The organism is Phenylobacterium sp. FG114 (genome assembly GCF_057809855.1).
This window is the reverse complement of sequence record NZ_JBMDKU010000022.1, coordinates 1-24,298: the sequence shown is the minus strand read 5'-3', so window position 1 is coordinate 24,298 and position 24,298 is coordinate 1. Positions and strand designations below refer to the sequence as shown.

At 68.1% G+C, this 24,298-nt stretch carries 24 protein-coding genes; 14 read left to right on the top strand and 10 right to left on the bottom strand.

Annotated elements, in window-relative coordinates; all coding sequences use genetic code 11:
• Positions 1 to 4: 4 nt before the first annotated feature.
• On the bottom strand, positions 5 to 490 hold the full coding sequence (locus tag ACODSY_RS24705) for an RNA polymerase sigma factor (RefSeq protein WP_488954560.1): 486 nt from the start codon (positions 488 to 490) through the stop codon (positions 5 to 7).
• Between the two features lie 77 nt (positions 491 to 567).
• Between ACODSY_RS24705 and ACODSY_RS24700 the strand changes: the two genes are divergently transcribed.
• Positions 568 to 798: a helix-turn-helix domain-containing protein gene (locus tag ACODSY_RS24700; RefSeq protein ID WP_488954559.1), complete on the top strand. Its 231-nt coding sequence runs from the start codon at positions 568 to 570 to the stop codon at positions 796 to 798.
• A 70-nt stretch (positions 799 to 868) separates the two neighbouring features.
• Positions 869 to 1,072, top strand: coding sequence for a helix-turn-helix domain-containing protein (locus tag ACODSY_RS24695; protein WP_488954558.1), 204 nt, complete (start codon positions 869 to 871; stop codon positions 1,070 to 1,072).
• A gap of 73 nt (positions 1,073 to 1,145) precedes the next feature.
• On the opposite strand, the gene ACODSY_RS24690 is transcribed toward ACODSY_RS24695, so the two are convergent.
• The 6 genes from ACODSY_RS24690 to ACODSY_RS24665 form a co-directional block, all read right to left on the bottom strand.
• The gene (locus tag ACODSY_RS24690; RefSeq protein ID WP_488954557.1) at positions 1,146 to 1,331 is read right to left on the bottom strand and encodes a hypothetical protein; all 186 of its coding nucleotides are present in this window, start codon (positions 1,329 to 1,331) and stop codon (positions 1,146 to 1,148) included.
• 207 nt (positions 1,332 to 1,538) lie between these two features.
• Entirely contained in the window at positions 1,539 to 2,624 is a 1,086-nt protein-coding gene (locus ACODSY_RS24685) for an extracellular catalytic domain type 1 short-chain-length polyhydroxyalkanoate depolymerase (protein ID WP_488954556.1), read from the bottom strand.
• Positions 2,625 to 2,913: 289 nt separating this feature from the next.
• Positions 2,914 to 4,068, bottom strand: a complete 1,155-nt coding sequence (locus tag ACODSY_RS24680) for a DUF3616 domain-containing protein (RefSeq protein WP_488954555.1) — start codon at positions 4,066 to 4,068, stop codon at positions 2,914 to 2,916.
• A 7-nt stretch (positions 4,069 to 4,075) separates the two neighbouring features.
• Entirely contained in the window at positions 4,076 to 5,413 is a 1,338-nt protein-coding gene (locus ACODSY_RS24675; RefSeq protein WP_488954554.1) for a hypothetical protein, read from the bottom strand.
• A gap of 35 nt (positions 5,414 to 5,448) precedes the next feature.
• The gene (locus tag ACODSY_RS24670) at positions 5,449 to 7,428 is read right to left on the bottom strand and encodes a S8 family peptidase (RefSeq protein ID WP_488954553.1); all 1,980 of its coding nucleotides are present in this window, start codon (positions 7,426 to 7,428) and stop codon (positions 5,449 to 5,451) included.
• Complete coding sequence (locus tag ACODSY_RS24665) at positions 7,416 to 8,129, bottom strand: trypsin-like serine protease (RefSeq protein WP_488954552.1); 714 nt, start codon at positions 8,127 to 8,129, stop codon at positions 7,416 to 7,418. Before ACODSY_RS24665 ends, ACODSY_RS24670 begins: the two co-directional genes overlap by 13 nt.
• Positions 8,130 to 9,199: 1,070 nt before the next feature.
• On the opposite strand from ACODSY_RS24665, the gene ACODSY_RS24660 reads away from it, so the two are divergent.
• The 3 genes from ACODSY_RS24660 to ACODSY_RS24650 all read left to right on the top strand — a co-directional run bounded on the left by ACODSY_RS24660 (position 9,200) and on the right by ACODSY_RS24650 (position 14,375).
• Complete coding sequence (locus ACODSY_RS24660; RefSeq protein WP_488954551.1) at positions 9,200 to 10,825, top strand: trypsin-like peptidase domain-containing protein; 1,626 nt, start codon at positions 9,200 to 9,202, stop codon at positions 10,823 to 10,825.
• 341 nt (positions 10,826 to 11,166) lie between these two features.
• Positions 11,167 to 12,924, top strand: coding sequence for an SIR2 family protein (locus ACODSY_RS24655; RefSeq protein WP_488954550.1), 1,758 nt, complete (start codon positions 11,167 to 11,169; stop codon positions 12,922 to 12,924).
• Entirely contained in the window at positions 12,924 to 14,375 is a 1,452-nt protein-coding gene (locus ACODSY_RS24650; RefSeq protein ID WP_488954549.1) for an argonaute/piwi family protein, read from the top strand. Before ACODSY_RS24655 ends, ACODSY_RS24650 begins: the two co-directional genes overlap by 1 nt.
• Positions 14,376 to 14,511: 136 nt before the next feature.
• Here the strand turns inward: ACODSY_RS24650 and ACODSY_RS24645 are convergent, their stop codons facing one another.
• Positions 14,512 to 14,958, bottom strand: coding sequence for a helix-turn-helix domain-containing protein (locus ACODSY_RS24645; protein WP_488954548.1), 447 nt, complete (start codon positions 14,956 to 14,958; stop codon positions 14,512 to 14,514).
• Between the two features lie 343 nt (positions 14,959 to 15,301).
• Here ACODSY_RS24645 and ACODSY_RS24640 point away from each other — a divergent pair, with 343 nt between their 5' ends.
• Genes ACODSY_RS24640 through trbB form a run of 3 tightly spaced genes read left to right on the top strand, consistent with a single transcriptional unit; the run spans position 15,302 to position 18,589 of the window.
• The gene (locus ACODSY_RS24640; protein WP_488954547.1) at positions 15,302 to 17,185 is read left to right on the top strand and encodes a type IV secretory system conjugative DNA transfer family protein; all 1,884 of its coding nucleotides are present in this window, start codon (positions 15,302 to 15,304) and stop codon (positions 17,183 to 17,185) included.
• Positions 17,172 to 17,624, top strand: coding sequence for a hypothetical protein (locus ACODSY_RS24635; protein WP_488954546.1), 453 nt, complete (start codon positions 17,172 to 17,174; stop codon positions 17,622 to 17,624). The genes ACODSY_RS24640 and ACODSY_RS24635 overlap by 14 nt, the downstream gene beginning before the upstream one ends.
• Positions 17,621 to 18,589, top strand: coding sequence for a P-type conjugative transfer ATPase TrbB (trbB, locus tag ACODSY_RS24630; protein WP_488954545.1), 969 nt, complete (start codon positions 17,621 to 17,623; stop codon positions 18,587 to 18,589). Before ACODSY_RS24635 ends, trbB begins: the two co-directional genes overlap by 4 nt.
• 20 nt (positions 18,590 to 18,609) lie before the next feature.
• Here trbB and ACODSY_RS24625 read toward each other — a convergent pair whose 3' ends face one another.
• Entirely contained in the window at positions 18,610 to 18,846 is a 237-nt protein-coding gene (locus ACODSY_RS24625) for a hypothetical protein (RefSeq protein ID WP_488954544.1), read from the bottom strand.
• A 123-nt stretch (positions 18,847 to 18,969) separates the two neighbouring features.
• On the opposite strand from ACODSY_RS24625, the gene ACODSY_RS24620 reads away from it, so the two are divergent.
• Complete coding sequence (locus ACODSY_RS24620; RefSeq protein ID WP_488954543.1) at positions 18,970 to 19,221, top strand: DUF7662 domain-containing protein; 252 nt, start codon at positions 18,970 to 18,972, stop codon at positions 19,219 to 19,221.
• A 57-nt stretch (positions 19,222 to 19,278) separates the two neighbouring features.
• Here ACODSY_RS24620 and ACODSY_RS24615 read toward each other — a convergent pair whose 3' ends face one another.
• Positions 19,279 to 19,623 (bottom strand): response regulator, encoded by a 345-nt coding sequence (locus ACODSY_RS24615; RefSeq protein WP_488954578.1) that lies wholly within the window; start codon positions 19,621 to 19,623, stop codon positions 19,279 to 19,281.
• Positions 19,624 to 20,036: 413 nt separating this feature from the next.
• Here ACODSY_RS24615 and ACODSY_RS24610 point away from each other — a divergent pair, with 413 nt between their 5' ends.
• The 5 genes from ACODSY_RS24610 to ACODSY_RS24590 form a co-directional block, all read left to right on the top strand.
• Positions 20,037 to 20,357 (top strand): TrbC/VirB2 family type IV secretion system protein, encoded by a 321-nt coding sequence (locus ACODSY_RS24610; protein WP_488954542.1) that lies wholly within the window; start codon positions 20,037 to 20,039, stop codon positions 20,355 to 20,357.
• Positions 20,357 to 20,626 (top strand): VirB3 family type IV secretion system protein, encoded by a 270-nt coding sequence (locus tag ACODSY_RS24605; RefSeq protein WP_488954541.1) that lies wholly within the window; start codon positions 20,357 to 20,359, stop codon positions 20,624 to 20,626. The genes ACODSY_RS24610 and ACODSY_RS24605 overlap by 1 nt, the downstream gene beginning before the upstream one ends.
• 7 nt (positions 20,627 to 20,633) lie before the next feature.
• Complete coding sequence (trbE, locus tag ACODSY_RS24600; RefSeq protein WP_488954540.1) at positions 20,634 to 23,060, top strand: conjugal transfer protein TrbE; 2,427 nt, start codon at positions 20,634 to 20,636, stop codon at positions 23,058 to 23,060.
• A 22-nt stretch (positions 23,061 to 23,082) separates the two neighbouring features.
• A complete protein-coding gene (locus ACODSY_RS24595; RefSeq protein ID WP_488954539.1) occupies positions 23,083 to 23,781 on the top strand; it encodes a TrbJ/VirB5 family protein in 699 nt (232 codons plus the stop codon).
• 15 nt (positions 23,782 to 23,796) lie between these two features.
• Positions 23,797 to 24,298 (top strand): type IV secretion system protein (locus ACODSY_RS24590; protein WP_488954538.1); only part of this gene is annotated, 502 nt, incomplete at its 3' end.

The following is a 24,298-nucleotide window of genomic DNA, read 5'->3' as shown; positions in this document are numbered from 1 at the left end:
CGCCTCAGTCCTGCATCAGGGCCGCACACCTCCGCCGCGCTTCCGTGAGTCGGGCTTCGACGTGCTTCACGGATAGATTGCAGCGTTGGGCGATCTCCACATTAGAGAGACCTCCGAACCGGCTCAAGACAAAGACGTCGCGAATCGGTTCCGGCAGCGCCTGGATCGTCTGCTCCAGCAGCAACGCCTGCTCGGCCTCCGGGGCCACAGCCGCCGGCATCGTGTAGACGAAGCCCGGCTCCGGCCGCCGCCGCAGCTCCTCCATCGCCGCGCGGATCGCCACCTTGGCCAGGAACGCCCGCGGATTGCGAACATCGGCCCCGCTCGCCAACGTCCGGGCGAAGGCCTCCTGGGCCAGATCCTCTCCCACGAGCGTTCCGAAGCGGCGGTTCAGGAACGCAAGCAGCCATGACCGGTGCCGCGCATAAGCCCGCTCCACCGCGGCGCGCGCGTCGGGTTCTTGGGATCCGGTAGCCTCCAGACTGCTCATGCGCGGGCGAAATCCAAATCGGCCCGTGTATTATAATACGTCGCACTAAAATGCACAGCCGGTGTCCATCCTTACAGATGGACATCAGGGAGTTGTTCGGCCGAAACGTGCTGAGGCTTCGCGTAGGGGCGGGGCTAACCCAAGCTGCGCTGGCCGAACGGATGGGCATTGATCGGTCCCACATCAGCTTAATGGAAGGCGGGGACCAGAACGTCACGCTCCTCACACTCTGGCAGGTCGCCGAGGCGCTTGAGGCCGAACCGGCGGAATTGCTCTTCCAAGAAAGGGCAGAGTCCACGTCGGATTAGCGGGCAGCATGGCGTGGGCGTGTATTTTGGTACGTCGCACTAAGATACACGGTTGGCATCCATCCTTGGGATGGACATCAGGATGCGGTTCGGAGGCAACCTTCGGGAAATCCGAACGCGCGTAGGACTCACCCAAGCTCGCCTAGCCGACGAGCTTGGCGTGGATCGCGCGCACATCAGCGCCATGGAGCGCGGCAAGCAGAATGTAACACTGCTTACCCTGTGGCATGTTTCCGTGGTGCTTGGCGTCGCTCCAGACGAGCTCCTTCGCTGACACTAACCGGCAGGCAAATCGTATCGAACCACCTCGAGTTCATTCCCGTCGACGCCGATCTTGAGAACCTAGTTCACCCCCCGCTGCTCGCGATCTCATCGAGCGCCGCGTCGAACAGTTCGACCATCAGGTCGAGATCGAGCCCGTCTTTCGGGGCGTTGAGGCAGACGAGGCCGGGGCGCGGGGCGACGTCCGCGTACTGACCGGGCCCACCGGGCCGTTCGCGCGGCCCGCGGAAGTCCGCGCCGTTGCACGTCACAAGTCCAGTCGCCGTCGAGGATGAAGGGTTTGAGGCTCCAGCCCTTCCACCCGGAATTGCCGAGCCACACTACGTGGCTGGCTTCGTGACCGCGCCATTGGGGAGGTCCACCGGCGCCGACTATTGTGTGGCGCTCGCTGCCTTTTGGTCCGTCTCGCGCCACGGACGGATGTTGAGGTCACCCCGGTTGGACCTCCGGCGGGCTTGTCAGGCACTCACCTTCGCCAGGGCGCGGCTCGCGATTGGCCGCTTTCGCGCCAGGAAAAAGCGCATGATCTCGCGCGAAGCATCCGGCCCCGCCGGGTCCGTGTGCGATCCGGAGCCGTGTCCGCCGCACCAAGCATGGCCGCTGCCGTGCACCACCCATTCCTCGAGCAGCACCGGGCCTGCGCCTTGCCGGTACTCGGTGCGCGTGAAGCTCCGCCCGCCCGGTGACCGGCCTTGACGTTGCCGACTGGTGAGCGGCCTGGCGCTTGATCGCTTCAGGTGGCTCAGGAAGCCCATTGCGTTGGACGGGTGCACGGTGCTGTCCTGATCGCCGTGAAACACGATGGTCGGCAGCGGTCGCACCGTCTTGCCGACCGGGCCGCCGCCGGGGGCGATGCCCCGCCGCATTGCGGACATGGCGCCCGTCAAGGTGGTCACGTTCCCACAGGCGAGTCCCGAATGGACGCCAACGGCGACGAAGAGCTCGGGGTAGGCGGCCGCGATCACCGCGGCGGCCGCACCGCCGGCCGACATGCCAGCGATGTAGACGCGAGCCGGATTTGCCTTGCAGAGCGCAATGATCTGGCGGGTCAGCTCCGCGATCGCCGCCGGCTCGCCGCTCCCGCGGTTTTGGTCACCGGGGCGATGCCAGTTCCAGCATCGGCCCACGTTGGCCGAGGTGGATTGCTCCGGGTAGAGCACAATGAAGCCAAGCTCGTCCGCCAGCCTGTTCATTCCCGTGCCGCGCGCGAAGTCGGCCGCGGACTGCCCGCAGCCGTGGAGCATGACCACGACGGGCAGGCGACGCCGTGACGAGCCTTGAGGCGTGTAGAGCTTGTAGGACAGCCGGCCCTGAGGGCCGTAGCGACCCTCCACGAATGTCTTCGGGGCCGGGCGGACAGCACCCGCGGCCTTTGAAGGCGTTCGAGTTCCTGCGACCTTCGCACGCCTCCTCTTGGCGGCCTTCGCCGGTTTCGGACTCGCGAGGGACAACGCGTGACGCTGAAGCAGCAAGGCGGCCGATAGCGGTCGCCGCTTGCCCACCAGTTTCGACGCCTTCACCAATGTCCGAACCAGATTTTGCATATGGCCCCCAGGCGCCTCGCCCGTCGGGCACAAAACGCCCGCAGGGAGCGTGTGATCCCGCAGTGCAGCAAAAAGGGCGATCAGCGTTGGAGAGCGCTGATTTTCTCGCGGCGCCCGCTCCAAAGACATCGGCGACGTCCACGGGCAAGGGTTGCCTTTGCGCCACCCCCGTCGGTCCGAGCGTCTGCGAAGCGCCACGAAGAGACATTGGGATCGAGCCGGAGAGCGGACGTTCAATTGCCGGCGAGAGCTGCGTTCGCAGCATAGGGCTGTTTTCCGCCTGTGCCGCTCAGCGCGGCGAAAACGAGCAGGTCGTCGTCGTTCCGGACAACGGCACGTCTATCACGGTGGGCCGTCCACCGACCGGACCATCGAAGACCAGAAGCGCGCGCAGACGACCGTCGCGCTGGCTGATCGGGACGATGCTCTCCGGCCGCCACGCGCGGGCGTTCCCATCTTTGTCGGCAGGTCCGGGACCGAACGGGGCGAACTCGGTACGGACCACGGGCCGGTTCGAGGCCCAGCTGAAGACGGCGAAGTCACCGCACGAGATCGGCGTGTCGGCAGGCTCGTCACCCGACGGGCCGGCGATGCCGACGAAGCCCTGGTCGGTCGCGGCAAGGTCGCGGATACCCCGCGGACGCTTCCGCGCGTCGAGGCCGAGGGGGATGGGGAAGACCGCACCCACGCCCGGCTCGCCTTCGAACAAGGCGGTCAGCGGCGCCGCCAGGATGATGGCGTCGCCGTTCGGCAACAGAGGCCCGCGAAAGCCGATGTAGGCGTAGCGGCCACGGACGGCGAAGCCATTGATCGTCAGTCCGCCATCCGCGAGCGGCCGGTCGAAGGCCGGCGAGAGTTCCGCCTGTGTCGTCAGGAAGCGGCTGAGCTCGCCCGACGCCACGATCTCCGGTTCGGCCTCGACATCGAGCCGCCCGCCCGCGACCAGCGGGAACTGGAGGCGATAGACCTGCTTGCTGGCCTTGGCTCGGGACTGGCTCTCGGGCTCACGCCCCTCGACGTCGCCGTGGCGCGGACGCCCATGCGATCCCGCGACATAGAAATAGCCGTTGGCGTACGCGACCGCCTCCGCGTCGAGCTCGATCGCGCGGCCTTCGAAGCTGGCGTCCGTCAGGCGAATCCAGGCCCCGACGGCAAGACGCCGGTCGCGGACGATGACCACCTGGACACCTTGGCTCTCGTCGTCGGCGACAACGCAGATGCGCCGACCGTCGGCCTCGGGCGGGGCGCATGCCATCCCACTGAGGTCCTGCGCCCGGCGGCCGTCTTTGTCCCCGTCCTTCTCCGGCGCCCCCCACAGCTTGCCGTCCACCTCCAGGTCGCCGGGTTCGAGGGGCGGGGACGGCGGGGCGACAGCCGAACCGCACAGCGCGACGACGGCGACGAGGCTCGCCGCAAGTCGAAGGACAGGCCGGACACGCGACACGACGGACTCAGTCCTTCGCCTGCAGGTCGGCGAGCTTCTTGCGGGCCTCGAGGAGTTCGATCGCCGCCTTCGTCTCGGCGAGTTCGTTTTGCATCTGGGTCGTGTCGGCCTTGCGCAGCGTGCCCACCGCTTCCGAAGCGCCGCTGATGGCATTCGCGATCTGCTCGATCTGCGCCTTGGTCTTGTAGCTGATGGTCAGGGGGGACCCCTGCGGCGAGAAGGTGGCCGCGAGGCTCCGCGAGCCGAACAACGACGTCTTCAGGCTCAAGAACCTGGCCGGCGCGGCCTGGGGAAGGAAGCTCGGCCCGCTCGAGATGGCTCCGGCGCAGTCGCCCTTGCCGGGATCGAACCCGCAGGCGCTCACCGTCACAGGCGGCGCCTGGACATAGGCGACCTCGTTGACGAGCGGTGAGTTGTTGGCGGCTGGCGCGATGACGAGGGGGACGCCGCTCGAGGCCTTCAGCGCCAGTCCCTTCAGACCCTTCAGTCCGTAGGGCTCAAGACGCGCGATCCAGCCGACCTTGTCCTGCGCGGCGGTGTAGCCCTCGATCCTGAACCACTTGTCGTAGGCGCTGGGCCCCTTGCGCAGGGCGATGAACCCCACGGTCCGCGCGGGCCCGTCCTTGTCGGCCGCCACGACGATCGGAGTCGCGGTCGCAAGGTCGAGCTCAAGGGGCTGGGAGAGGGTCAGCTGGCCTTCGCGCCGGGTGAGCAGTTCCTTGAGCGCCGCGAGCTTGGCCGCCCCACCGGAGTCCTTGCCGCCCGCCTCCTTGTTGGCCGAGCCGGCCTGGCCGCCTTGTCCGCCCCCGGCGCTGACCTGCGGTTCCGCGCCTGCGGCCTTGGCTTCCAGCTCGAGGATCTGGTCCCGGAGGGCCTTCGCTTCGCGCGTCGCCTTCAGCACCTCGGGAAGGCAGTCCGGCGGCGGAGCGGCGCCCTCGCCCACGAATGGTGCGGCGAAGCCGGCGATGGCTTTGAACAAGCCGCCGAGCACGGCGCCGCCCGCCCCCTCGGAACTCGCATTGATCTTGGTGAGCCGCCCATCTCCCGTCCACTCAAGGTCGAACCCAACGGTCGCCCAGCCGCCACCCTTCGCAGTGATCTCGTACGTCCGCCGCTGATCGGCCTCGTATTTCGTGTCGACGACAGCGCTCGTCCGCACCCTCGCGAGGTGGTCGGGGTCGTCCGCGGGACAGGCGATCAGAGTCTCCTTGATCGTCGTCGAGATCATCGCCTTCGGCAGCGCCTGGGTCGCCTTGAAGGCGGGTTCGGACGCAGCGATCGCAAGTCCTGCAGTGAGGCACACGCCGAGCCCAGCGGCGGCGGCGATGACGTGGCGGGCCTTCATGGACAATTCCTCTCCAGCGATAAGGGGGGGCAGCTTCATGGTTCGGCGATCACAAGATCGACGATGCTTCGGACGGGGATCGGCGTCGGCTGGCCGGATGTCGGCGTTATCTCGGCGAAGGTGACCGCCACGTCGGGGCGGGGCGCGCAGCGCGCCGTCTTGAAGTTCCCCACCGGATCGAGATAGCCGATCCTCAGCTGCTGGCGCGCCCCGTCCCAGGAGAGCTTGCGGATAACGGCGTTGGGGAACTCGCCGCCTTCACGATCGCAGAAGTCCAGGGTCTCGAGCGGATCGCCGATACGCCCGAACCGGAGCTTACCGCGCTCCGTCTCGAGGACGGACATCCGCAGGCTCACGGCCTTCACCGGATTGAGGATGCCGCCCGCCGCGACCGTGTTCTCCATCGCGGGATAGAAGTCCGCCGCCAGCTGCAGGCGCGACTTGAGCCAACGTGGAGGCTTCTTGGGCTCGAGCGATCGAAGGAGGCCGGCTGTGAAGGCCACCAGGGCGGTCGCGTGGGAGGATCCGTTGCGCAGCTTCGTGGTGCCGTCCGGCGCGGTGGCCGGCACGAGGCAACCCGGGGCCGCGATGTCGATGGCGTCCGACTGACGCGGCGACCAGAAGGCGAGGTCCCCGTTCCAGGCGGCCGCCGCGACCGTCAGCACTTGGGCCTTGTGGTCGCCGGCTAGGCCGCCGTAAGCGGCCGGGTAGGTGAAGCTCGACCGGAAATCGTTGTTGGTGTTCCCCGCGGCGACGACGAAGAGCAGGGTCTTGCTGATCTCGACCGCCGTGTACAGGCTCGACGAGTTGTTCGCGGTGCTGAGGCTGAGGCTGATGATGTCGGCGTCCGCCGTCCGCGCATAGGCGATCGCGTCCGGCAGCGTCCGGACCGCGATCCCGCCACCCTGGTCGGCGACGTTCAGGATGCGCAGAGTCACGCGCTGCTGCTTGGCCGGCTTGTCCTTCTGGCTCGCCCAATACGAGGGCCCTCCCAAGGCGAGGCTGGCCATCTCCGTGCCGTGGCTCGCGAACGGATCGGTGGGCGAGGGCGTCGTCCGCGCGTTGTTGACCGCGATGTTCGCGCCAATGATGTCGTCGACGATGTCGTTCTTCGGCTCGTCGTTGTCCTGGTAGTCCGGCGCGTCACGTTCCGGACCGTAGGCGAAGACCGCGGGTGGGAAGATCGTCGGCAGGTCCGCAAGACCCGTGTCGGCGATCGCGACGCGGGCCGGTTCGACCATCGCCCCGGAGATGCCGGGGTCGTTCAGAACGGTGAGCAGGAGGGCCTGGTCGAATGGCCATGTGGCGGGTGGCTTCGTCTCGACCCGGCAGGTCAGTTCGCCTTCCTGGGACGTCGCGAGCAGGATGAGCTTCTCATCGGCCCGGGCCAGGCGGACGGCCTGTCCATCTTCGGCGTCGAGCATGTTCGAGAGCGTGTCGAGCGCCGTCCGCCAGGCCACCGCCGCGCGCAGGGCGTAGGTCCGCACCCGGGTGACGCGGGGCATCTGGTAGACCTGTCCGGGCGTGAGCGCGATGGCGCCCCGCGCGGACGGCTCGACGTCCTGCGGCAGTATCGGGTTCAGGAGGAGGATTGCGGCGAGGGTCTTGGGCCCGGCCGCGCCAACCCAACGGTCGGCGAACGTACGCAGGGTGTCGTTCGGCTGCGCCCGCGCCGCGCGCGGCTCGCGGGTGTCGTAGAAGCATGCCGGCACCGCGAGGACCCGCGGCGTCTCGGTCCGCTGCCAGGCGAACGTCCGGTTCTCCTGCTTCAGGAGCTTGTCGAAGGCGTCGGTGATCTTGCCGCAGTAGTCCTCGACAACGGCCCCGGGATCCACGCCGGCCGGAATCGCGGCGGTCACCGGCTCGGCCGAGCGCGCGAGATACTCCTCGGCGGCCGCCGGCACGACGAGCGCCGAGCGGACGGTGATGCTTTCTCCAGCCTCCGCCTGCGCCCCAGTCAGGAGGCAAAGCGCCAAGGTCAGATGCAGGCGGCGGCGCACCATCACATCGGCCACGGCGGCTTGCGGCAGTTGGCCATGCCGGGCGTGATCCCGCAGACCCCCTCGGCCTTCCATCTGGAGGCGAAGGCGACGAACTCCGGGGTCGAGAGGCTCGAGACCGCTGACTCGCTGTCCTGCGCGCCTTGCGCCTTCGCCGCGGCGCCCGAGAGGCCGACGCCGGCGATGATGCGCCTCAGCGTGGCGGGTTCCGCCAGGAACGCGCCGCCGCCGCTGTCGCCGAAGCACAGCGCCGCTCCGCCGCTCGAGACGATCGCGTAGCTCAGGGTCGTGGGCAGGCGCTCCACCCGCGACGTCCCGATGCGGAAGACGCCGCCGCCGTCGCCGCTCGTCTGGTTGCACCCGAAGCCGGTGAGCAGGATGTCGGCGTCGCGCTTCACCCGCGATGCATCCGTGTTCACCCTTTCGTAGAGCGGAGCCACGATGGCGTCGGCCTCGGATAGGATGCAGATCGCGTAGTCGCGGACGGGTGGGGATACCGGGTCGTAGCCGTCCATGTGCTGGCACGTGGCGGACTTCTCAGTGCGGCTGCGGCCGAGGCGGGCCTTTCCGCCGTTCGCCACGCAGTGCGCCGCGGTGAGGAGCACCCGAGGTCCGAGCAGCGAGCCTGTGCAGGCCCTAAGACCGGTGGCGATGAAGGTGGCAGGCCAGTTCTGCGGGGGCGGTTCGACGCCGCCCAACACCTGCGGCAGTGCCATGGGGGGGCGCTCGATATCGGCGACGCTGGTGAACAGAGGTTCCTTCGCCGGTGCCGCAGGCTCGGCCTGTGCATACGCGACTAGCGGCGCCAGGACGCCAACGGCCCCGGCGCACCAACTCGCGCGCTTCCCGCGCGAACGGCCTTTCAGCCCGCCCACCATGAGTAGCTCTGCCCCCGATCGCTCGTATCAGTTGAGCAGCATTTCAGCGTTCTGCAACAACAATCGCGCCCAGGAACTGCCCGGTTCAGTTTGCCACCAGGTGAGCCGCATGGCTGAGCCTACGCGCGGTCCCAAGACCGGGCTTCGCCGCCCCGCACCAAGAAACGGGTCGTCCCAGACGCGTGCGCCGGGTAGTTTGGCCGTCGCTCTCGGCTAGCGCTTGGTCGAAGGTGATGATGTCAGCGGTCAGCACAGTAGACGCTGGACTTCCCCTGTAGGCCTTACTCAAGGCCTGCCCAACACCCCGCCATCAACTTCCACGCTTACTCGGGCGCTGGGTCAGCGCCGAAGCGGCCGCGCTCTTCGCCGCCTTGGAGGCGGTGGCGCTGCGAAGCGTCGCCGAGGCCTTCGAGGCCGCAGCAGCGCTGGTGACCTCTTTGCTACCCCTCTGGGTCAGGGCAGACCCCGCGGCGCTCCTCGCGGCCGCCGATGCCTTCGGATTGCTCAGAGTACGTGCGGCGGCCGATGCGGCGGTTCGGCTGGTCTTCTCGGTCTTCGCCATGGTAGCGCCCCTCAGATCAAAGCAAGAACATGGGCGTGACGAGCAAGCGTTGCAAGAGGCCGGCTGCGCGGGGGCGAGCTGCGTGACACCAATCCATTCGCCACGCGCGACGTGAAGCCGTTGGCCGTTGCAGCAGCGCCAGGAGCAGAAGTTCAGATCGGATCGGGAACCGGACGTTCGCGACGGCCAGTCCCTCGCCGTGTTGCGGGCGCCAGCAATCCCGGCGTGGGCTCTCTGGATGAATCGAACGGCGGCTGATAACCCTAGTCGCGCGGGGTCTCCCTTCGCATACGGGCTGTGCAACTGCGGCCTAAGAGCGAACGTCTGTACATATCGTGGCCGCCACATGGTTCACGGCAACCTGGCGGATTGGAAGGGAGACCTCGTGCCATCCGCCCGGCGCGCCTTCGGCAAACGAATTCCGATCCCAATCCCGCCTGAACTCGCCAGCGAGGCAACGCTCCTCGCCCACCTGAAGGTCACCCCGGCGGAACTGAAGAAAATCTGGTGGTTCCGCCACCGGATGTATTCCGAGTTCGACATCGCGAAGCGGTCAGGCAAGGTTCGGACCATCAGTGCGCCCGACCGGCGCCTGAAGATCATCCAACGCCAGCTCGTCCCGTTGCTCGACCAGCTTTACCGGCCGCGCCAGCCTGTCCACGGCTTCGTGCCCGATCGATCTGTGAAGACCAACGCAGAAGCTCATGGTCGCCGTCGCTTCGTCATGAACTTGGATCTTCGGGACTTTTTTCCGGCGATCACGGAGAAGCGGGTCGCCGGGGTCCTTCGTGCGTTGGGCGTCGACCCACGCGTGTCGGAGATCATCGCCCGACTCTGCTGCCACATGGGTCATCTTCCGCAGGGCGCGCCCACCAGCCCGGTCCTGTCGAACATGATTTGCTATCGCCTCGACACCGACCTCTTGCTGCTCGCCAAGTCCGCCCGCGCGATCTACACGCGCTATGCCGACGACATCACCTTCTCCAGCTATCAGCCTCCGACACCGCTGTTCGAAGCCGCCGCCCCAGCGGCCGGCCGGTTCTCGCCCGACCTGCTAGCGCCTCAGCTGCGTGAAGCGATCACGAGCAATGGGTTCGTGGTGAACCCTGACAAGGCCCATTACGCCGAGCGCAACTCACGGCGGATGGTGACGGGCGTCAAAATCAACGCCGGCCTCAACGTCGACCGGCGCTACATCCGGCACATCCGGGCGGTGCTGCACTCCATTGAGAAGCTAGGCCTTGCCGCTGCGCAGGCAAGACACGACGCTACCGGCGGCAAGGGCGCGCTCGCTACCCACCTCCGGGGCAAAATCGCCTATGTCACGTATCTCAAGGGCCAGACCGACCCCGTCGTTCGCTCCCTGGCTCAGCGCTACAATAAGAGTTTTCCTGCCAAGCTGATCAAGCTCACTCCGACTGTCGCCGAGCGGCGCGACCGCGCGGTCTGGGTCGTCGAAGTTCCCGAGAAGCACAACGGCACAGCCTTCTTCCTCGCGGGCGTCGGCTTGGTGACCGCGGCGCACTGCGTCAAGGGCCTGGACGAGGTCGAGGTCCTCCATCCGACGAGACATACGACCACCTATAAGGTGAAGGTTCAGCACTACGATAAGGATCGGGATCTGGCGGTGCTCGACCATGCCACTATCCCGCCCACCGAATTCCACGAGCTCGAACCCGCCGCGAAAGCGGCTGCGGTCACCGATGCTGTGTTGGCTGTGGGGTTCCCGTTGTGGGGAAAGGGTGAGCGCCTAAACATCCGACCTGGCGAGGTCAGTCTGCTGACAGTCCGATCCGGCCTTTTACTGTTCGAAGTCACTCAGCAGCTGACACCAGGCATGTCGGGTGGGCCAATCCTGAACGTCAAAGACGAAGTAGTCGGGATCGTCCACAAGGGCGGACCGGAAGAGGGGCGCCAGCTCGCGATCAGATTGAGCGAGCTCGAGGTCTCCCTGAAGGCCGCAGCGAAATAGGGTCGAATGAACGGAGGCGTTAGCCCGGTGACCGAGCTACCAGCCAACACTCTTGGCCACCCCGGTGGAAGAAGCGCGAGCGTCCTCGCGCATGCGCCAAACCGGCGAGGCCGTGCGCCGAAAAGTTGCAAGATGCCGCATGGCAAACTGGGTTTACAGTTGCTGAGTCGACCTGAACTATGCTTGCTCCTTGAGCACGCTGAAGGAATTGCCGCATCAATTCCATTCCAACACTGTCCGCCGCGCAGTTCGCGACCGTCTTCGCTCTGAGGCCTAATCTGATCGCGTGGTTCCTCGGCGCAGGCGCGTCGGCGGCGTCGGGGATTCCGACGGGCTACGCGATGATCCGGGACTTCAAGGCTCAGATTTTCTGCCGCGAGACAAAGCTGTCAAAGCGCGAGATCGATATCGGCGATCCTGTCTGGATCGAAAGGATTGACGCCTTCTTCCAGCGCACGTCAATCCTTCCGCCGGAAGGCGATCCGACCGAGTACGCCGCCGCCTTTGAAGCGGTCTACCCAGAGCCCCGGCATCGAAGGCAGTACATCGACGACGCGATTTCCAAGGGGACGCCCTGCTTCGGGCACAAGGTTCTCGGGAGCCTGGTGGCGGCTCGGAAGGCCGAGTGCGTTTTCACGACGAACTTCGATCCGCTGGCGGAGGACTCTGCCGTCTCAGCCAACGCGCTATTGCCCCCGGGCGATCAAGCCCGCCCAACGGTCGCGGCCATCGACTCTGCCGACCGCGCGATGCGGTGCCTGAGCGAGTCGGATTGGCCGCTGGTGGCCAAGCTTCACGGCGACTACCAGTCGATCACTATCAAGAATACCGGATCGGAGCTGGAGCAGCAGGACGCCCGGATGCGGCATGTGCTGGTGGAAGCCGGCAAGCGCTACGGAATGGTATTTGTAGGCTACAGCGGTCGGGACACTTCGGTCATGGAGGCGTTGAATTCCGCCCTCGATAGCCCGTCGCCGTTTCCGAACGGGCTGTACTGGGTGACGGGTTCGGCGTCTCGATTGCTGCCGGCGGTTACGGACTTCCTGAACCGCGCGCGGAACGCCGGCGTCGATGCACAGATCGTCGAGTGCGCGACCTTCGACGAACTGGCCGCTGAAATTCTCAAGACGACCGACCTACCCACGGCGCTGTTCGATTGGGTGATGCGGGGCCGCCCAGCGCCGCGCCTGACGCCCGTACAGTTGCCGACCGCCGAAGCCCGGCCGTTCCCCGTCCTGCGCTATTCCGCGCTGCTCGTCGAAGCTGTACCCCGCCGCGCGAGGCGAATGACGCTCCGAGAACCGGCCACGTCTGCCGCCGTAAGAGAGCTGTTGAAGGTGAGTAAGTGCAGGGCGACCGCGGCAGCGAACGGGCGGGAGCTTGCCGTCTTCGGCAGGGACCAGGATATTCTGGATGCGCTTGCGCCGCTTGGCGTGAGGCTTGCGGGAGAGGTCAACCTTGACCCCACCGCCGACAGCTGGGCGCTGGGACTGATTTACGACGCGCTCGTCAGGAGCCTCGCGAGCCGTCGTCCGCTCATTCCGAAATATAGGCGTGGGGGGCATTCCATCGTCGTCGCCGCGCCGCGCGAGGGAGAAGATGCAGAACGGGCTCGGCGGAACGCGCAGGCGCTGGCGAGGCTACGGGAGGCCTATGGAGGCGCGTTGACCGGAACCGTCCCCAAACTCGGATTTCCGTTCCAGGAAGGCGTTTCCCTGAAGCTGGACCAAGTCGACGGGCGCTGGTGGTGTGGGTTCGAGCCCTACACCTTCGTGTCCATCCCGAGACCGGACTTTTCCGATGAAGGCGGCCCGGGAGAGGTCGACGCCGCCGCTCCGGCTCCGATGAACGCACGCGTCGACCGTGGGGGCGATCCGGTCGGCGACTGGCGGCGAGAGCGCTGGGCGCAGCGCTACAACCGGAGTTGGGCGGACATCATTAGTGCTTGGGCCCAACTTCTGACCAGCAGCGGGAGTGGCAAACGGGAGGCTTTCGGGTTGGAGGACGGCTCGGGGATCGACGCGGTCTTCGAGGTTTCGCCGGTTACCGGCTGGAGCCGGCCGGGCCATCACCACGTCTATTTCGACAGGACCAAGTGATGAGCGCGCCTGCCTCGGTGGCGAAGCTTCCGCCATTCACCTTGCTGGACGAGCCCTTCCTGGCGTTTTCGCCCTCCAACGCCACCCATGTGGATGTCCATCCGCTGAGAGGGCTGGTCAACTACGGACCCTATTCGAAAGGCTCGTTGGGCGGATATACGCCGCGGGTACGGATTGCCACGGTGGGCCCGGCGAGCGCTTTCAAGCGCCGCGGCGAGCTGATGCTGTCGCTGCGCAATCCGCACCGCCCGTCGGACCGGTCCGAATACGTGCCGGGGTATCCGGGTTTCGAGGCGCTGTTCCATATCGGGCTCGAATCCGCCCCGCCTGAGGCGCACGTCAAATGGCCCGAGCATCTGAAAGACCTTCCTGGCGACGGCGACCCGCCGGCACGGCTGTTTCTCGCGATGGAAGCCGCACTTCGCCGTCTCGACGCAACTCGCGACGCCTTTGACGTCGTGCTGGTCCATTTCCCCGACAGCTGGAGCGCGGCGACGCGAAGCCAGTTCTTCGACGCGCACGACGCGCTCAAGGCCCTCGGCGCGAGACACAACATCCCTACCCAGGTCCTCAACGATCGGGCGTTCACATTCAGCCATAAGGCTTCATTGGCTTGGCGGCTGGCGACCGCGCTTTATGTGAAGGCCGGCGGCACGCCGTGGAAGCTGGCGCCGTTGAAAGGCGTCCCGGCCGACACCGCCTATATCGGGCTGGCCTACGCGTTGCGGGGCGACCAGCGAGACGCGCACTATGTGACTTGCTGCTCGCAGGTCTTCGACATGGACGGCGGCGGCATGCAGTTCGTCGCCTTCGAAGCCCGAGACCCTGTCACCGACCTCGCGGAAGCCCAACGAAACCCCTTCCTGAGCCGTGACGACATGCGCGCCGTGCTGGCACGGAGCCTCGCGCTCTACCAGGGCCGCAATGGCGGGAACCTGCCCAAGCGGATGGTCATCCACAAGACCACGGCCTTCAAGGATAGCGAGATCGAGGGCGCGTTCGACGCCCTGGCGGGCGTCCGAGAAATTGAGTGCGTCGAGGTCAGCTCGGCCTCCTGCTGGCGCGGCGTCTGGCTGATCAAGTCAGGCCAGACCAAGCCGCCCACCCGACCATCCAACTACCCGGTGCCACGGGGGACGATGGTCGTGCGATCCGGCAATTCGGCGCTGGTGTGGGTGGCGGGCAATGCGCCTGAGGTCTCCACGAGTGGCGACTACTACCAAGGTAAAAAGAGCATCCCGAGGCCTCTCCAGCTCATCCGGCATACAGGAAGCGGCCCCCTTGAGCTCACGGCTCAGGAGGCGCTCGCCCTGACCAAGATGGATTGGAACAACGACGCGCTATACGACCCCGTGCCTGTGAGCATCCGCTACTCCCAAAGGCTGGCGCGAACGATCGCGAATGTCCCGGACTTGCCGCGGAACGTCTATCCCTATCGGCTCTTCATGTAGGCCGACCTGAGCACGACGTGCCGGTAGGGCGGACCTCCCAAAGTCGGCAACGAGTCAGACCGGCGCCTTGGTCGCCGGCGCTGAGCATAGTGCCGGCCAGCAGACGTTCCGAACTTCGCCTAAGAGTCAAAACCCGTCACGGCCGCCTGCCGTCCGCGGCCCGCATCTGCGCTCGCCCATGCTCAGCGAGCTGGGCGTAGAACTGCAGGTGGGCGTCCAAGGTCGTAAGCGGGTCGACCGCCGCGATCGCATCCTGTGTCGCCTCGTCCAGCTCGTCGACGGCGCTGGTCTGAACCAGCATGAACTTGTTCTGGGCGAAGACATGGGCGATGCGCGGTTTGCGATAATGGAAGGCCGAGAGGATGGCGACGTGGTCCAACCGCAGGATCTCGGCGAACAGCATCACCCGTTCGACCAGGAGTTTGGTTCGGCCGTTCTCGAAGTCGTTGTAGGCGCGAGACGAGATGCCCATCCGCTTGGCCATCTCTGGCGGCGGGACGTTCCGCATCTTGCGGAGCGGGATCAGAATCTCCGGGGCAAGCTTTGCGAGGCCGAAGGGGTCTGCGTTCTTATTCGCAACCATAGCAATCGTCCTGTTACGAACGCGACTTATTGTGGAGTTAGGGGGCCTCGGGCGCGCGATCAAGCGGGGACACGCCATCGCGCGGTATGTGCTGAATAAGCCGCCAGGCCTCGGCGGAATTCCTGCCGAGGATGCTTTCGGTGTTGCGTCGAAGGCCTGCGGATCACGCGACCAGACGCCCTCCGAGTCGCAGCCAGATGTGGTATTCGGCAGGAATTCTTCCGACGCTAAATCGAAAAACTTCCGATATAAAACAAATACTTAATTTGAACAGGGAGCCGGGGAACATTCGGACTGCGGAGCGCCTTCCTTGAGGCATGAGTAACGTACAGGGCTGACGGCGTTGGGCGCCGGTCTTCGCATCGTGTCGGCGGCGGGCGGGCTGCTGCTGGGCTTACAGGCCGCGACCCAGTTCGTGGGGTGGACCTTCGCGTGGTCGCCGGCGCTGGGCGGCGGCCTGCAGGCGTCCTCCGATCTCACGATCTACGCGCCCTGGCGCATCCTCGCCTGGAGGAAGGAATTCGGAACCGAGGCCCCGCGCGTCTTTGCCTCGGCGACCTCGCTCATCCTCCTCGCCGTGGCGGGCGGCCTGGGCGGCGCCATCCTGTTCGAAGGGCAGGGCGGGGCGCCCCGCCGGACGCGAGGTTGGGGCGGGCGCGAGGATGCGCGCCGCGCGGGTCTTTTCGGCAAGGCCGGGTGCGTCGTCGGCGAGATGGGCGGTCGCCTGCTGATCACTGCGGACCTGCGGCCGAGCCTCGTCACCGGCGGGACGCGAAGCGGTAAGGGCAGGGGGCATGTCGTCCCCAGCCTGCTGAGCTGGACCGAGAGCGCGATGATCCACGATCCCAAGGGCGAACTCTGGGCGGTCACTGCGGGCTGGCGCGCTGGCTTCTCCCACGCGCTGCGCTTCAACCCTCGTGACCTCGGCTCCGCACGCTGGAATCCCCTGGCCGAGATCCGGCCGGGCCCGGGCGAGCTCGCCCAGGTGCAACGCCTGGTGTCCATCCTCTCGGACCCCGGGGGCGTCCGGGATGAGGAGGCGATCTGGGACAAGTCGGCGTCGGAGATCCTGGAAGCCGTGATCCTCCACGTGCTCTACACCGCCGAGGACGAGGCCAAGACCCTGCTCAAGGTGCGCGAGCTGCTCGCGGACCTCGACGAGGCGGCGGAAGCCATGCTGCGCACCCAGCACGTCCGCGACGCCGACGGCGCGCCGCAGACGCACCCTTTCGTTCGCACCGCGGTGAAGGGCTACGCCGCTATGCACGATCGCTTCCGCACCTCGGTGCAGGGGACGGCGCGATCCTACCTCAAGTGGCTCGCGGGCGAGGACGTGGAGCGCGCCCTTTCGGCGTCGGACTTCCAGGTCGGCGACCTGATGTGCGCCGAGGCGCCGGTCAGCCTCTATGTCCAGGTCGCCCCGGCCGACGCCGCGGCGCTGAAGCCGCTGGTGCGGCTGCTGTTCTATGCCGCCGCGCAATCGCTCACTGCGCATGAGCGGATGGACGCGGCGGGGCGCGCCAAGCGCCACAAGCTGCTGATGGCGATGGACGAGTTCCCGCTGCTCGGCCGGGTCGAGTTCTTCGAGAAGAGCCTCAGGCTGATGAGCGGCTACGGGCTCAAGACCCTGTTCGTCGCCCAGAGCCTCAACGATATCGTCGAGACCTACGGACCCAACAACACCATCCTCGACAACTGCTTCGTCTACACCGCGTTCGCGGCGCTGGACCCTATCACCCAGGACAAGGTGTCCCGGCTCACAGGGACGATCGCCGAGACCCGCACCAGCCGCAGCGGCCCGGCAGGCCTGGGCGCGGGGCGGAGCTCGGTCTCCCGCTCGGAGGTGGAGCGGCCGCTCCTGGAGCCCGGTGAAATCCGCGCGTTGCCGGACGACGACCAGCTCGTCTTCGTGGCGGGCCAAAAGCCGCTGCGCACCCGCAAGGTTCGATACGACGAACGCGAGCCGTTCCGCCGCCGCGCCGCGGTCGCGCCGCCCCAGGGCGGAACCGACAGCCCCGGTCGGCCGGCGCACCCCTGGGCCGGGCGCCGGGCGTTCGGCGAGGACGCCGCGGCGGTCCTGCCGCGCTTCAAGGAGGCGGTCGCCGCCATGGACGACAAGAAGGCGGCGGCCCGGGTCGCGGAAATCTACCAGCGGGCGGCCGAGGACCTGGCGGCCCAGGACGCCGTGCTGGATCACCTGCAGGGAGGACACCGTGGCCAGAGCTGACGAGAAGCCCACTCCTCGCGTGCAGGTCTACTTCGAGAACCCGAAGACGGAGCTCGCCTTGCGGCGCGAGGCCCGCGCCAACCGAATGACCCTCAGCCGCGCCGCCGAACAGGCGATCGCCCGCGGCCTGCAGCGCCGGCCGGCGGCAGATCCGGAGGACCGCGTGGCCTCGCTGGACCGGGCGCTGCGCGACCACATGCGCGCCACGGCGCGCGACATGACGATCGTCCAGGAACTGCTCGTGGAATTCGCGCGGGCCTTCTTCGCGCGCCTGCCGGACACCGCCGCCGACCAGGACCCGCTGCTGCGCGCCGCGGTCGAGGCGCGCATCGAGCGCCTGCTCGACGCGGCGGCCGCCCGGATCGTCGCGGGCGGCACGTCGCGCGCCGACGACAGGACGGCTCCCGAACTGCGGTCCTTCTCGACTGCCGCCGAATGAGCAGCGCGGCCCTGGCCCTCTCGCGCAAGCGCGACGCCCTGGACCACGCCTTGGGCGAGGTGGTGCTGGGCGCGCTTGCCGACCCTGCGGTCGTGGAGGTGCTGGCCAATCCGGACGGGCGCATCGTCGTCGACCGGCTGGGCGAAGGGCGCGCGGAGGCCGGCGCGCGGCTGTCGGACCCGGCCCGCGAGCGGGTCATCCGCCTGGTGGCCGACTACATGGACGAGCCCATCACCCGGGAGGATCCGAGGCTCTCCGGCGTGTTGCCGTCCGGCGAACGCTTCCAGGGCTTCCTGCCGCCGGTCTGCGCGCGGCCCGCCTTCTCGATCCGCAAGCGCCCGTCGGTGGTCTGGACGCTGGACGACTATGTCGCGCAACGGGTGCTCGACGCGGGCCAGGCGGCGGCGATCCGGGCCGCTGTGGCGGGGCGCCGCAACATCCTGATCTCGGGCGGGGCCGGATCCGGCAAGACCACGCTCGCCAACGCCATCCTGGCGGAGCCGGCCCTCGTCGGGGACCGGATCTTCCTGATCGAGGACACGCCGGAACTGCAGTGCTCCGCCTGGGACCTGGTGCCCGTCCTCACGCGCCGGCAGCCGAAGCCCATCGGCGTCGTGGACCTGGTCCGCGACGCGCTGCGGATGCGGCCGGACCGGATCGTGGTGGGTGAGATGCGCGACGGGGCCGCGGCGCTGGAGACCCTCAAGGCCTGGAACACGGGCCATCCCGGCGGGCTCTGCACCCTGCACGCCAACTCCGCCGAGGAGACCCTGTCCCGGCTTGAGGACCTGCTCGCCGAAGTGGTCGCCCGCCCCCCGCGACGGGCCATCGCCCAGGCGATCGATCTCATCGTGCACATCCGCCGGACACCGAGCGGACGGCAGGTGGAGACCGTCACCACGCTGACGGGGCTCGACGCCCACGGCGACTACGCCCTTCGGCCCGCGCACGCGTCGGCGGGCTGAGCCGTCAACCCGCCATCCGGTCAGCTCAGCGCCGCAATGAGGGCGCGGAGCTTCGGCTCCAGCGCCGTGACCGAAGGGCCACGCTGCACCCAGTCCGCCACAGCCGCGATCTCGCGGCGCTGTGCGTCGGACCAGCCCTCGGCGCGCTTCAACTCCGACAGCACCGCCACGGCGCGTCCGCGCGCGTCCGGCGCAGAGCCGAAGGTGCGGACGAGCTTGCGCGCATCTTGAAGGGCTTGCTGACGACTGCCGTTCATCGCGACTCTGGAGTCAGGGGTGCGGCCAAACGGCCGACGGTCCGTATCCCCTGGACGCCCTATCGGCACAAGGGTTGATAGGCCGCCCTCGCCCGAGCGGGGGCGTGAGATCGAGAGGTAGAGTTGGGGAAGTACGACGCGCTGGAAGGTCATCTGCGCCGCCAGAAGGCGGCCACCTATGAGATGACGTTTCGAGATATCGAGCGGGTGCTGGGGGCGCTGTTGCCGAAGCGCGCGCACCACGCGGCGTGGTGGGCCAACGAAGAGACCCAGGAGCCCTCGCGTGTCCAATGCGGGTCATGGCTTCGCTGCCGGTACCGCGCGGACCTGCTGGAGGGCGACGAACGCGTGCGCTTCACGCGTGTCGATCCGTGAGGCCGGAAGCCTGACCTTCTTCCCTGCCTTGGGTTCGTGACCGCGCGTCGCGACGTGTCAGCTGCGGCGCCGGCCGAGGAGGACGGCGCGCAGGGCGTGTTCCAGGGCGCGCTCATTATAGGGCTTGGCGAGGACCGAGCGTTCGGCATGCCGTGACACCAGGCTCGTCGCCTCATAGGCCGTCGCGAAGATGAACGGGATATCCCGCTCGGCCAGGGCATCGGCAACCGGGAAAACCATGCGACCTGAGATGTTCACGTCGAGGACGGCGGCGTCCACCGGCTTGCTCGCCAGCAGTTCCAGGGCCTCCTCGATCTCATGCGCCGGCCCGACGACGCTGCAGCCAAGGTCTTGAAGCCGATCCTGCAGCAGGGCGGCGATCATGAATTCATCCTCGACCACGAGGACCCGCGCGTCCCGCAGGACATCGGCGCCCGGTCCGCTGCCCGCGATCGGCCATGGCAGCTTGGCGCGGCCTGAGGACTCCGGGCCAACCGCCCACGCAAAACTCATGTGCGGAACTCCAATTCTCGGCCCGAATCGGGGGTACAACATCACGCACATTGAGAACTGCGAAGCTTCATCTCAAGGTGAACAAAGTTAAGTTGCGGACACCGGAAAATCGATCATCGAAGAGTGATCAACGTTTTCCCTCGGATTCGGCAAGTCGTACGCAAGTTACCTGAAAGTCGTGGGCGACTTACTCGCACAGTGCGGAAAATGTGCAATAATTTTCCCACCAACCCTGTTGACAACTCGAATCATCTCACGTTGCATTGCAACCAGAGCGCGACGACGCGCCGAGGATTGCAACGATGTGCAAGCTGATCCCACGTGGCCTTCGGGCCGCGACAGCCCTTTGCGGCCTGTTGATCGCCGGCCCGGCCTGGGCCGGCGGGACGGGGATGCCCTGGGAAGGGCCGTTGCAGCAGATCGTCGAGTCGGTCACCGGCCCGGTCGTCCAGGTCGCCGCCGTGATCGCCGTCGTCATCTTTGGGGCGGGGATCGCCATGAGCGAGAGCGGCTCGGGCATGCGCCGCGGGATCGGCATTCTGTTCGGCCTGTCGATCGCCTTCGCCGCCTCGACCTTCTTCCTCGACTTCTTCGGTTTCGCCGGCGGGCTGGAGGTGGCGTGATGAGCGAGCTGGTGCATCGCGAAGGCTGGGACCTCCCCGTTGCACAGGGCCTTGCCGAACCCGTCCTGTTGGCGGGCATGCCTCGGGACTACGCGATCCTGATGGGCACGGTGGCCCTGGTGCTGGGCCTGGCGCTGCGCATCTGGTGGCTCGGGATCCTGTGGTGGGCGTTCGCCCATGGCCTCGGCCTCTACGTCGCCCGCGCCGACAAGCGCTTCTTCGACGTCCTGCGCCGGCACCTCGGCCGCGCCGGCCACCTGGACGCGTGAGGCGGCCATGCGGTTCCTCGACGAAGCCCGCCGGCGCCCGGCCAGCCTCGCAGACCACCTGCCCTGGGCGGCGCTCGTCGCCCCCGGCGTCGTCCTGAACAAGGACGGCTCCTTCCTGACGGCCATGCGCTTTCGCGGCCCCGACCTGGAGTCCTCGACGGAGGACGAACTGATGGCCGTCCGCGCCCGCCTCAACAACGCCCTGAAGCGATTGGGCACCGGCTGGTGCCTGCACGTCGAGGCGCGCCGGCGTCCGGCCGATCCCTATCCCCACGATGAGCCGACAGTCACCGCCGCCTGGTTGCTCGACGCCGAGCGGCGGGCGGTGTTCGAAACCGCCGACCCGGCGTTCGAGACGGATTTCCGCCTGAGCCTCACCTGGCTGCCGCCGGCCGACGAGACCCGCAGGCTCGAGCGGGTGATGTTCGACGGACTCGCGCGCAACGGACGGGACTGGCGTGCGGCCCTGGAGGCCTTCCAGCGCGAGGCCGACGCCATCCTCGACCTGGTCGCCGACACCCTGCCCCAGGCCGAGCGGCTCGGCGACGCCGACCTGCTTACCTGGCTGCACGCCTGCGTCTCGACCCGCAGCCACCGGGTGGATCCGCAGGGCGCGCCGGCGTTTCTCGATGCGACCCTGGCGGACGAGCCGCTGACCGGAGGCGTCAGCCCCAGGCTCGGCGGCCACTGGCTGAAGGTCGTCTCGGCTCGGAGCCTGCCGGCGGCGACGCGGCCGGGGCTGCTCGATGCGCTCTCGTCCCTGCCGTTCGAGTACCGCTGGACGGCGCGCTGGATCGCCCTCGACAAGGCCGATGGGGAGCGGGAGATCACCCGCCTGCGCAAGCGCTGGTTCGCCAAGCGCAAGGGCGTGGGCGTCCTGCTGCGCGAGGCCATCACCAAGGAGGAGGTTCCGCTTCTCGACACCGACGCCGCCGGCAAGACCGAGGAGTGCGACGGCGCGCTGGCCGCACTGGGGTCGGAAGCCTGCGCCTTCGGCTACCTGACCCTCACCGTGACGATCCTCGATCCGGACGCGGCGCGCGCCACGGACAAGGCGCGCGCCGTCGAGATGGCGCTGAACGCCCAGGGCCTGGTCGCCCGCACCGAGGATCTGAACGCGGTCGAGGCGTGGCTGGGCGGCCTGCCGGGCGAGCCCTACGCCGACGTCCGCCGGCCACTGGTCAGTACCCTCAACCTCGCCGACCTCCTGCCGGTCTCCGCGGTCTGGGCGGGTCCGGCCGGCGACGCCTGCCTGGCGGGGCCGCCGCTTGCGGTGGCGCGGACCACGGGGTCGACGCCCTTCCGGCTGGTGCTGCACGTCGGCGACGTCGGCCACGCCATGGTGGTGGGGCCGACCGGCGCGGGGAAGAGCGCCTTCCTCTCGTTCCTGGCCCTGCAGTGGTTTCGCTATCCGGGGGCGCGGGTGGTCTTCCTCGACAAGGGCCGCAGCGCCCGCGCCGCCACCTTGGCCGCGGGCGGGGCCTGGCGGGCCCTGGAGCCCGGCGCCGACATCGCCCTGCAGCCGCTCGCGCGGGTGGACGAACCGGCGGAGCGCGCCTGGGCGGCGGAATGGATCGAGGACGCCGTCGCCAAGGCGGGCGTCGAGGTCCGCCCGCAGCTGCGTGAGGAGATCTGGAGCGCGCTGGCGACGCTGGCCGACGCGCCGGTCGAGCAGCGGTCGATGACCGTGTTCTGCGCGCTGGTGCAGGATCGCGCGGTCGCCGCGGCGCTCGAGCCTCTTACGCTGAAGGGTCCGCACGGGAGCCTGCTCGACGGCGCCGGCGCGACCCTGCGCGAGACCCGCTTCGACACCTTCGAACTCGAGACGCTGATGGCGACGCGCTCGGCGCTGGCGCCGGTGCTGGCGGCGCTCTTCCACGACCTCGAGCGCGGGTTCGATGGCCGGCCCACCCTGCTCGTCCTCGACGAGGCCTGGCTCTTCCTGGACGACACCACCTTCGCGGCGAAGATTCGCGAGTGGCTGAAGACGCTGCGCAAGCGACGCGTTGCCGTGGTGTTCGCGACGCAGTCGTTGGAAGACGTGGCCGCCTCGTCGATCGCCGCCAGCCTGATCGAGTCCTGCCCGACCCAGGTCTTCCTGCCGAACCCGCGCGCGCTGGAGCCGGCCTCGGCGCCGCTCTACCAGGGCTTCGGCCTCAATCGCCGGCAGCTGGAGCTCATCGCGTTCGCGACGCCCAAGCGCGCCTACTACTGGCGCCAGCCCCAGGGCCGCCGGCTGTTCGATCTCAAGCTCAACGGCGTGGCCTTGGCCCTCTGCGGCGCCTCCGCGCCTGAGGATCACGCCCTCATCGACCAGATCCTCGCCCGCACCGGCCCCGAGGGGTTCGTGCGCGCCTTCCTCGCAGCCAAGGGGTTTTCCCATGTGGACACGCTCTTCGACGCGCTCGACGAGCTGCCGCTCGCGGCGGAGTAGCTGGGCGGCGGCCGTCGCGCCCTTGGCGCTGGCGCTGGCCGCCTGCTCGGAGCCCAAGCCCGCCCAGGCGCAGCAGGTGGTGTTCGACCCGAAAAACCACCTGGAGAACGCCCTGCAGGCGGCCCGCCAGCTGGAAAGCCTCGCCAACGAGGCCCGCGGCCTGGCGAACCAGGCCCGGGGACTGGCGAAGTCGCCCTACAGCCATCTGACCGAGACGTCCGACACCCTGCGCGACATCGGCGAGCTCGCCCGCTCCGTCCGTGGCATCGCGACCGACGTCCAGGGCCTGCAGCGCGACTTCGAGCGGCTGTACCCCGCGACAGTCGACGGCCTGGATCCCCGCACGGCGCTGGAGCAGGCGCGGGGGCGCAACACCCAGGCCCGGGAGACCGCGCAGGACCTGGCCCGAACTGCCGCGGAGCTGGAGCGGCTGAGCCGGGGCCGGACCGGGCGGCTGCAAGGCGCGCTCGGCGCCAGCCAGTCGGCCGACGGCCAGACCGCCGCGATCCAGTCCTCGACCCAGGTGTTGGCCGTCCTCGCCGAGGACTTGGGATCGATGCGCACGCTGCTGCTCGCGCAGTCCCGGCTGCTGGCGGCCGAGAGCGCGCGACGGACCGCTGAACGCCAGGCGGGGGCGGAGGCCCGGCGTCAGTTCTGGGGGAGGCAGGGGAGCGCGCCCGCGAACCCCGACTTCGATCCGCTGCCACACGCCCGCAACTAGCTCACGAGCTCGACGATGGCCGTCACCACCGACACAGCAAATGACCTGATGACCGTGTTCTCGAACACGATCTCGGCCGGCTTCGACGCCTTGGGCGGAGCCGTGAACGGCGTCTTCGGCTTGATGATCGCCCTCGTGGTGGCGCTGACCGGCATCCAGTGGGCGCTGTCGTCGAACCGCGAAGTGCTGGCCTCGGGCTTCGGCAAGGTGCTGCTGATCGGCGCCTTCGCGTACATCATCAACGACTGGCAGGGGCTGTCGCAGACGATCTGGGGCGGGTTCATCCAACTTGGCCTGACCGCCGGCGGCGGCAGCCTCTCCCGCGCCGACTTCCTGAATCCGGGCGCCATCCTCCAGCAGGGCTGGGAGATCGTGAAGGCGCTGGGCGAGACCCCGGCGCCGATCAACAACCCGCTCGACGTCGCCGGCGCCCTCACCGACGCCCTCATCCTCGGGCTCGCCATGATCGGCATCATGCTCGCCTTCGCGGTGCTGGCGCTGCAGATCATCGTCACCC

Excerpts from the sequence above, each read along its gene's own strand:
- ACODSY_RS24705 (WP_488954560.1), bottom strand. The coding sequence starts at position 490 with ATGAGCAGTCTGGAGGCTACCGGATCCCAAGAACCCGACGCGCGCGCC.
- trbB (WP_488954545.1), top strand. The coding sequence starts at position 17,621 with ATGAGCAGCGCGGCCCTGGCCCTCTCGCGCAAGCGCGACGCCCTGGAC.
- ACODSY_RS24700 (WP_488954559.1), top strand. The coding sequence starts at position 568 with ATGGACATCAGGGAGTTGTTCGGCCGAAACGTGCTGAGGCTTCGCGTA.
- ACODSY_RS24605 (WP_488954541.1), top strand. The coding sequence starts at position 20,357 with ATGAGCGAGCTGGTGCATCGCGAAGGCTGGGACCTCCCCGTTGCACAG.
- ACODSY_RS24675 (WP_488954554.1), bottom strand. The coding sequence starts at position 5,413 with ATGAAGGCCCGCCACGTCATCGCCGCCGCCGCTGGGCTCGGCGTGTGC.
- ACODSY_RS24645 (WP_488954548.1), bottom strand. The coding sequence starts at position 14,958 with ATGGTTGCGAATAAGAACGCAGACCCCTTCGGCCTCGCAAAGCTTGCC.
- ACODSY_RS24610 (WP_488954542.1), top strand. The coding sequence starts at position 20,037 with ATGTGCAAGCTGATCCCACGTGGCCTTCGGGCCGCGACAGCCCTTTGC.
- ACODSY_RS24660 (WP_488954551.1), top strand. The coding sequence starts at position 9,200 with ATGGTTCACGGCAACCTGGCGGATTGGAAGGGAGACCTCGTGCCATCC.
- ACODSY_RS24655 (WP_488954550.1), top strand. The coding sequence starts at position 11,167 with ATGATCCGGGACTTCAAGGCTCAGATTTTCTGCCGCGAGACAAAGCTG.
- trbE (WP_488954540.1), top strand. The coding sequence starts at position 20,634 with ATGCGGTTCCTCGACGAAGCCCGCCGGCGCCCGGCCAGCCTCGCAGAC.
- ACODSY_RS24685 (WP_488954556.1), bottom strand. The coding sequence starts at position 2,624 with ATGCAAAATCTGGTTCGGACATTGGTGAAGGCGTCGAAACTGGTGGGC.
- ACODSY_RS24625 (WP_488954544.1), bottom strand. The coding sequence starts at position 18,846 with ATGAACGGCAGTCGTCAGCAAGCCCTTCAAGATGCGCGCAAGCTCGTC.
- ACODSY_RS24695 (WP_488954558.1), top strand. The coding sequence starts at position 869 with ATGGACATCAGGATGCGGTTCGGAGGCAACCTTCGGGAAATCCGAACG.
- ACODSY_RS24650 (WP_488954549.1), top strand. The coding sequence starts at position 12,924 with ATGAGCGCGCCTGCCTCGGTGGCGAAGCTTCCGCCATTCACCTTGCTG.
- ACODSY_RS24665 (WP_488954552.1), bottom strand. The coding sequence starts at position 8,129 with ATGGCACTGCCGCAGGTGTTGGGCGGCGTCGAACCGCCCCCGCAGAAC.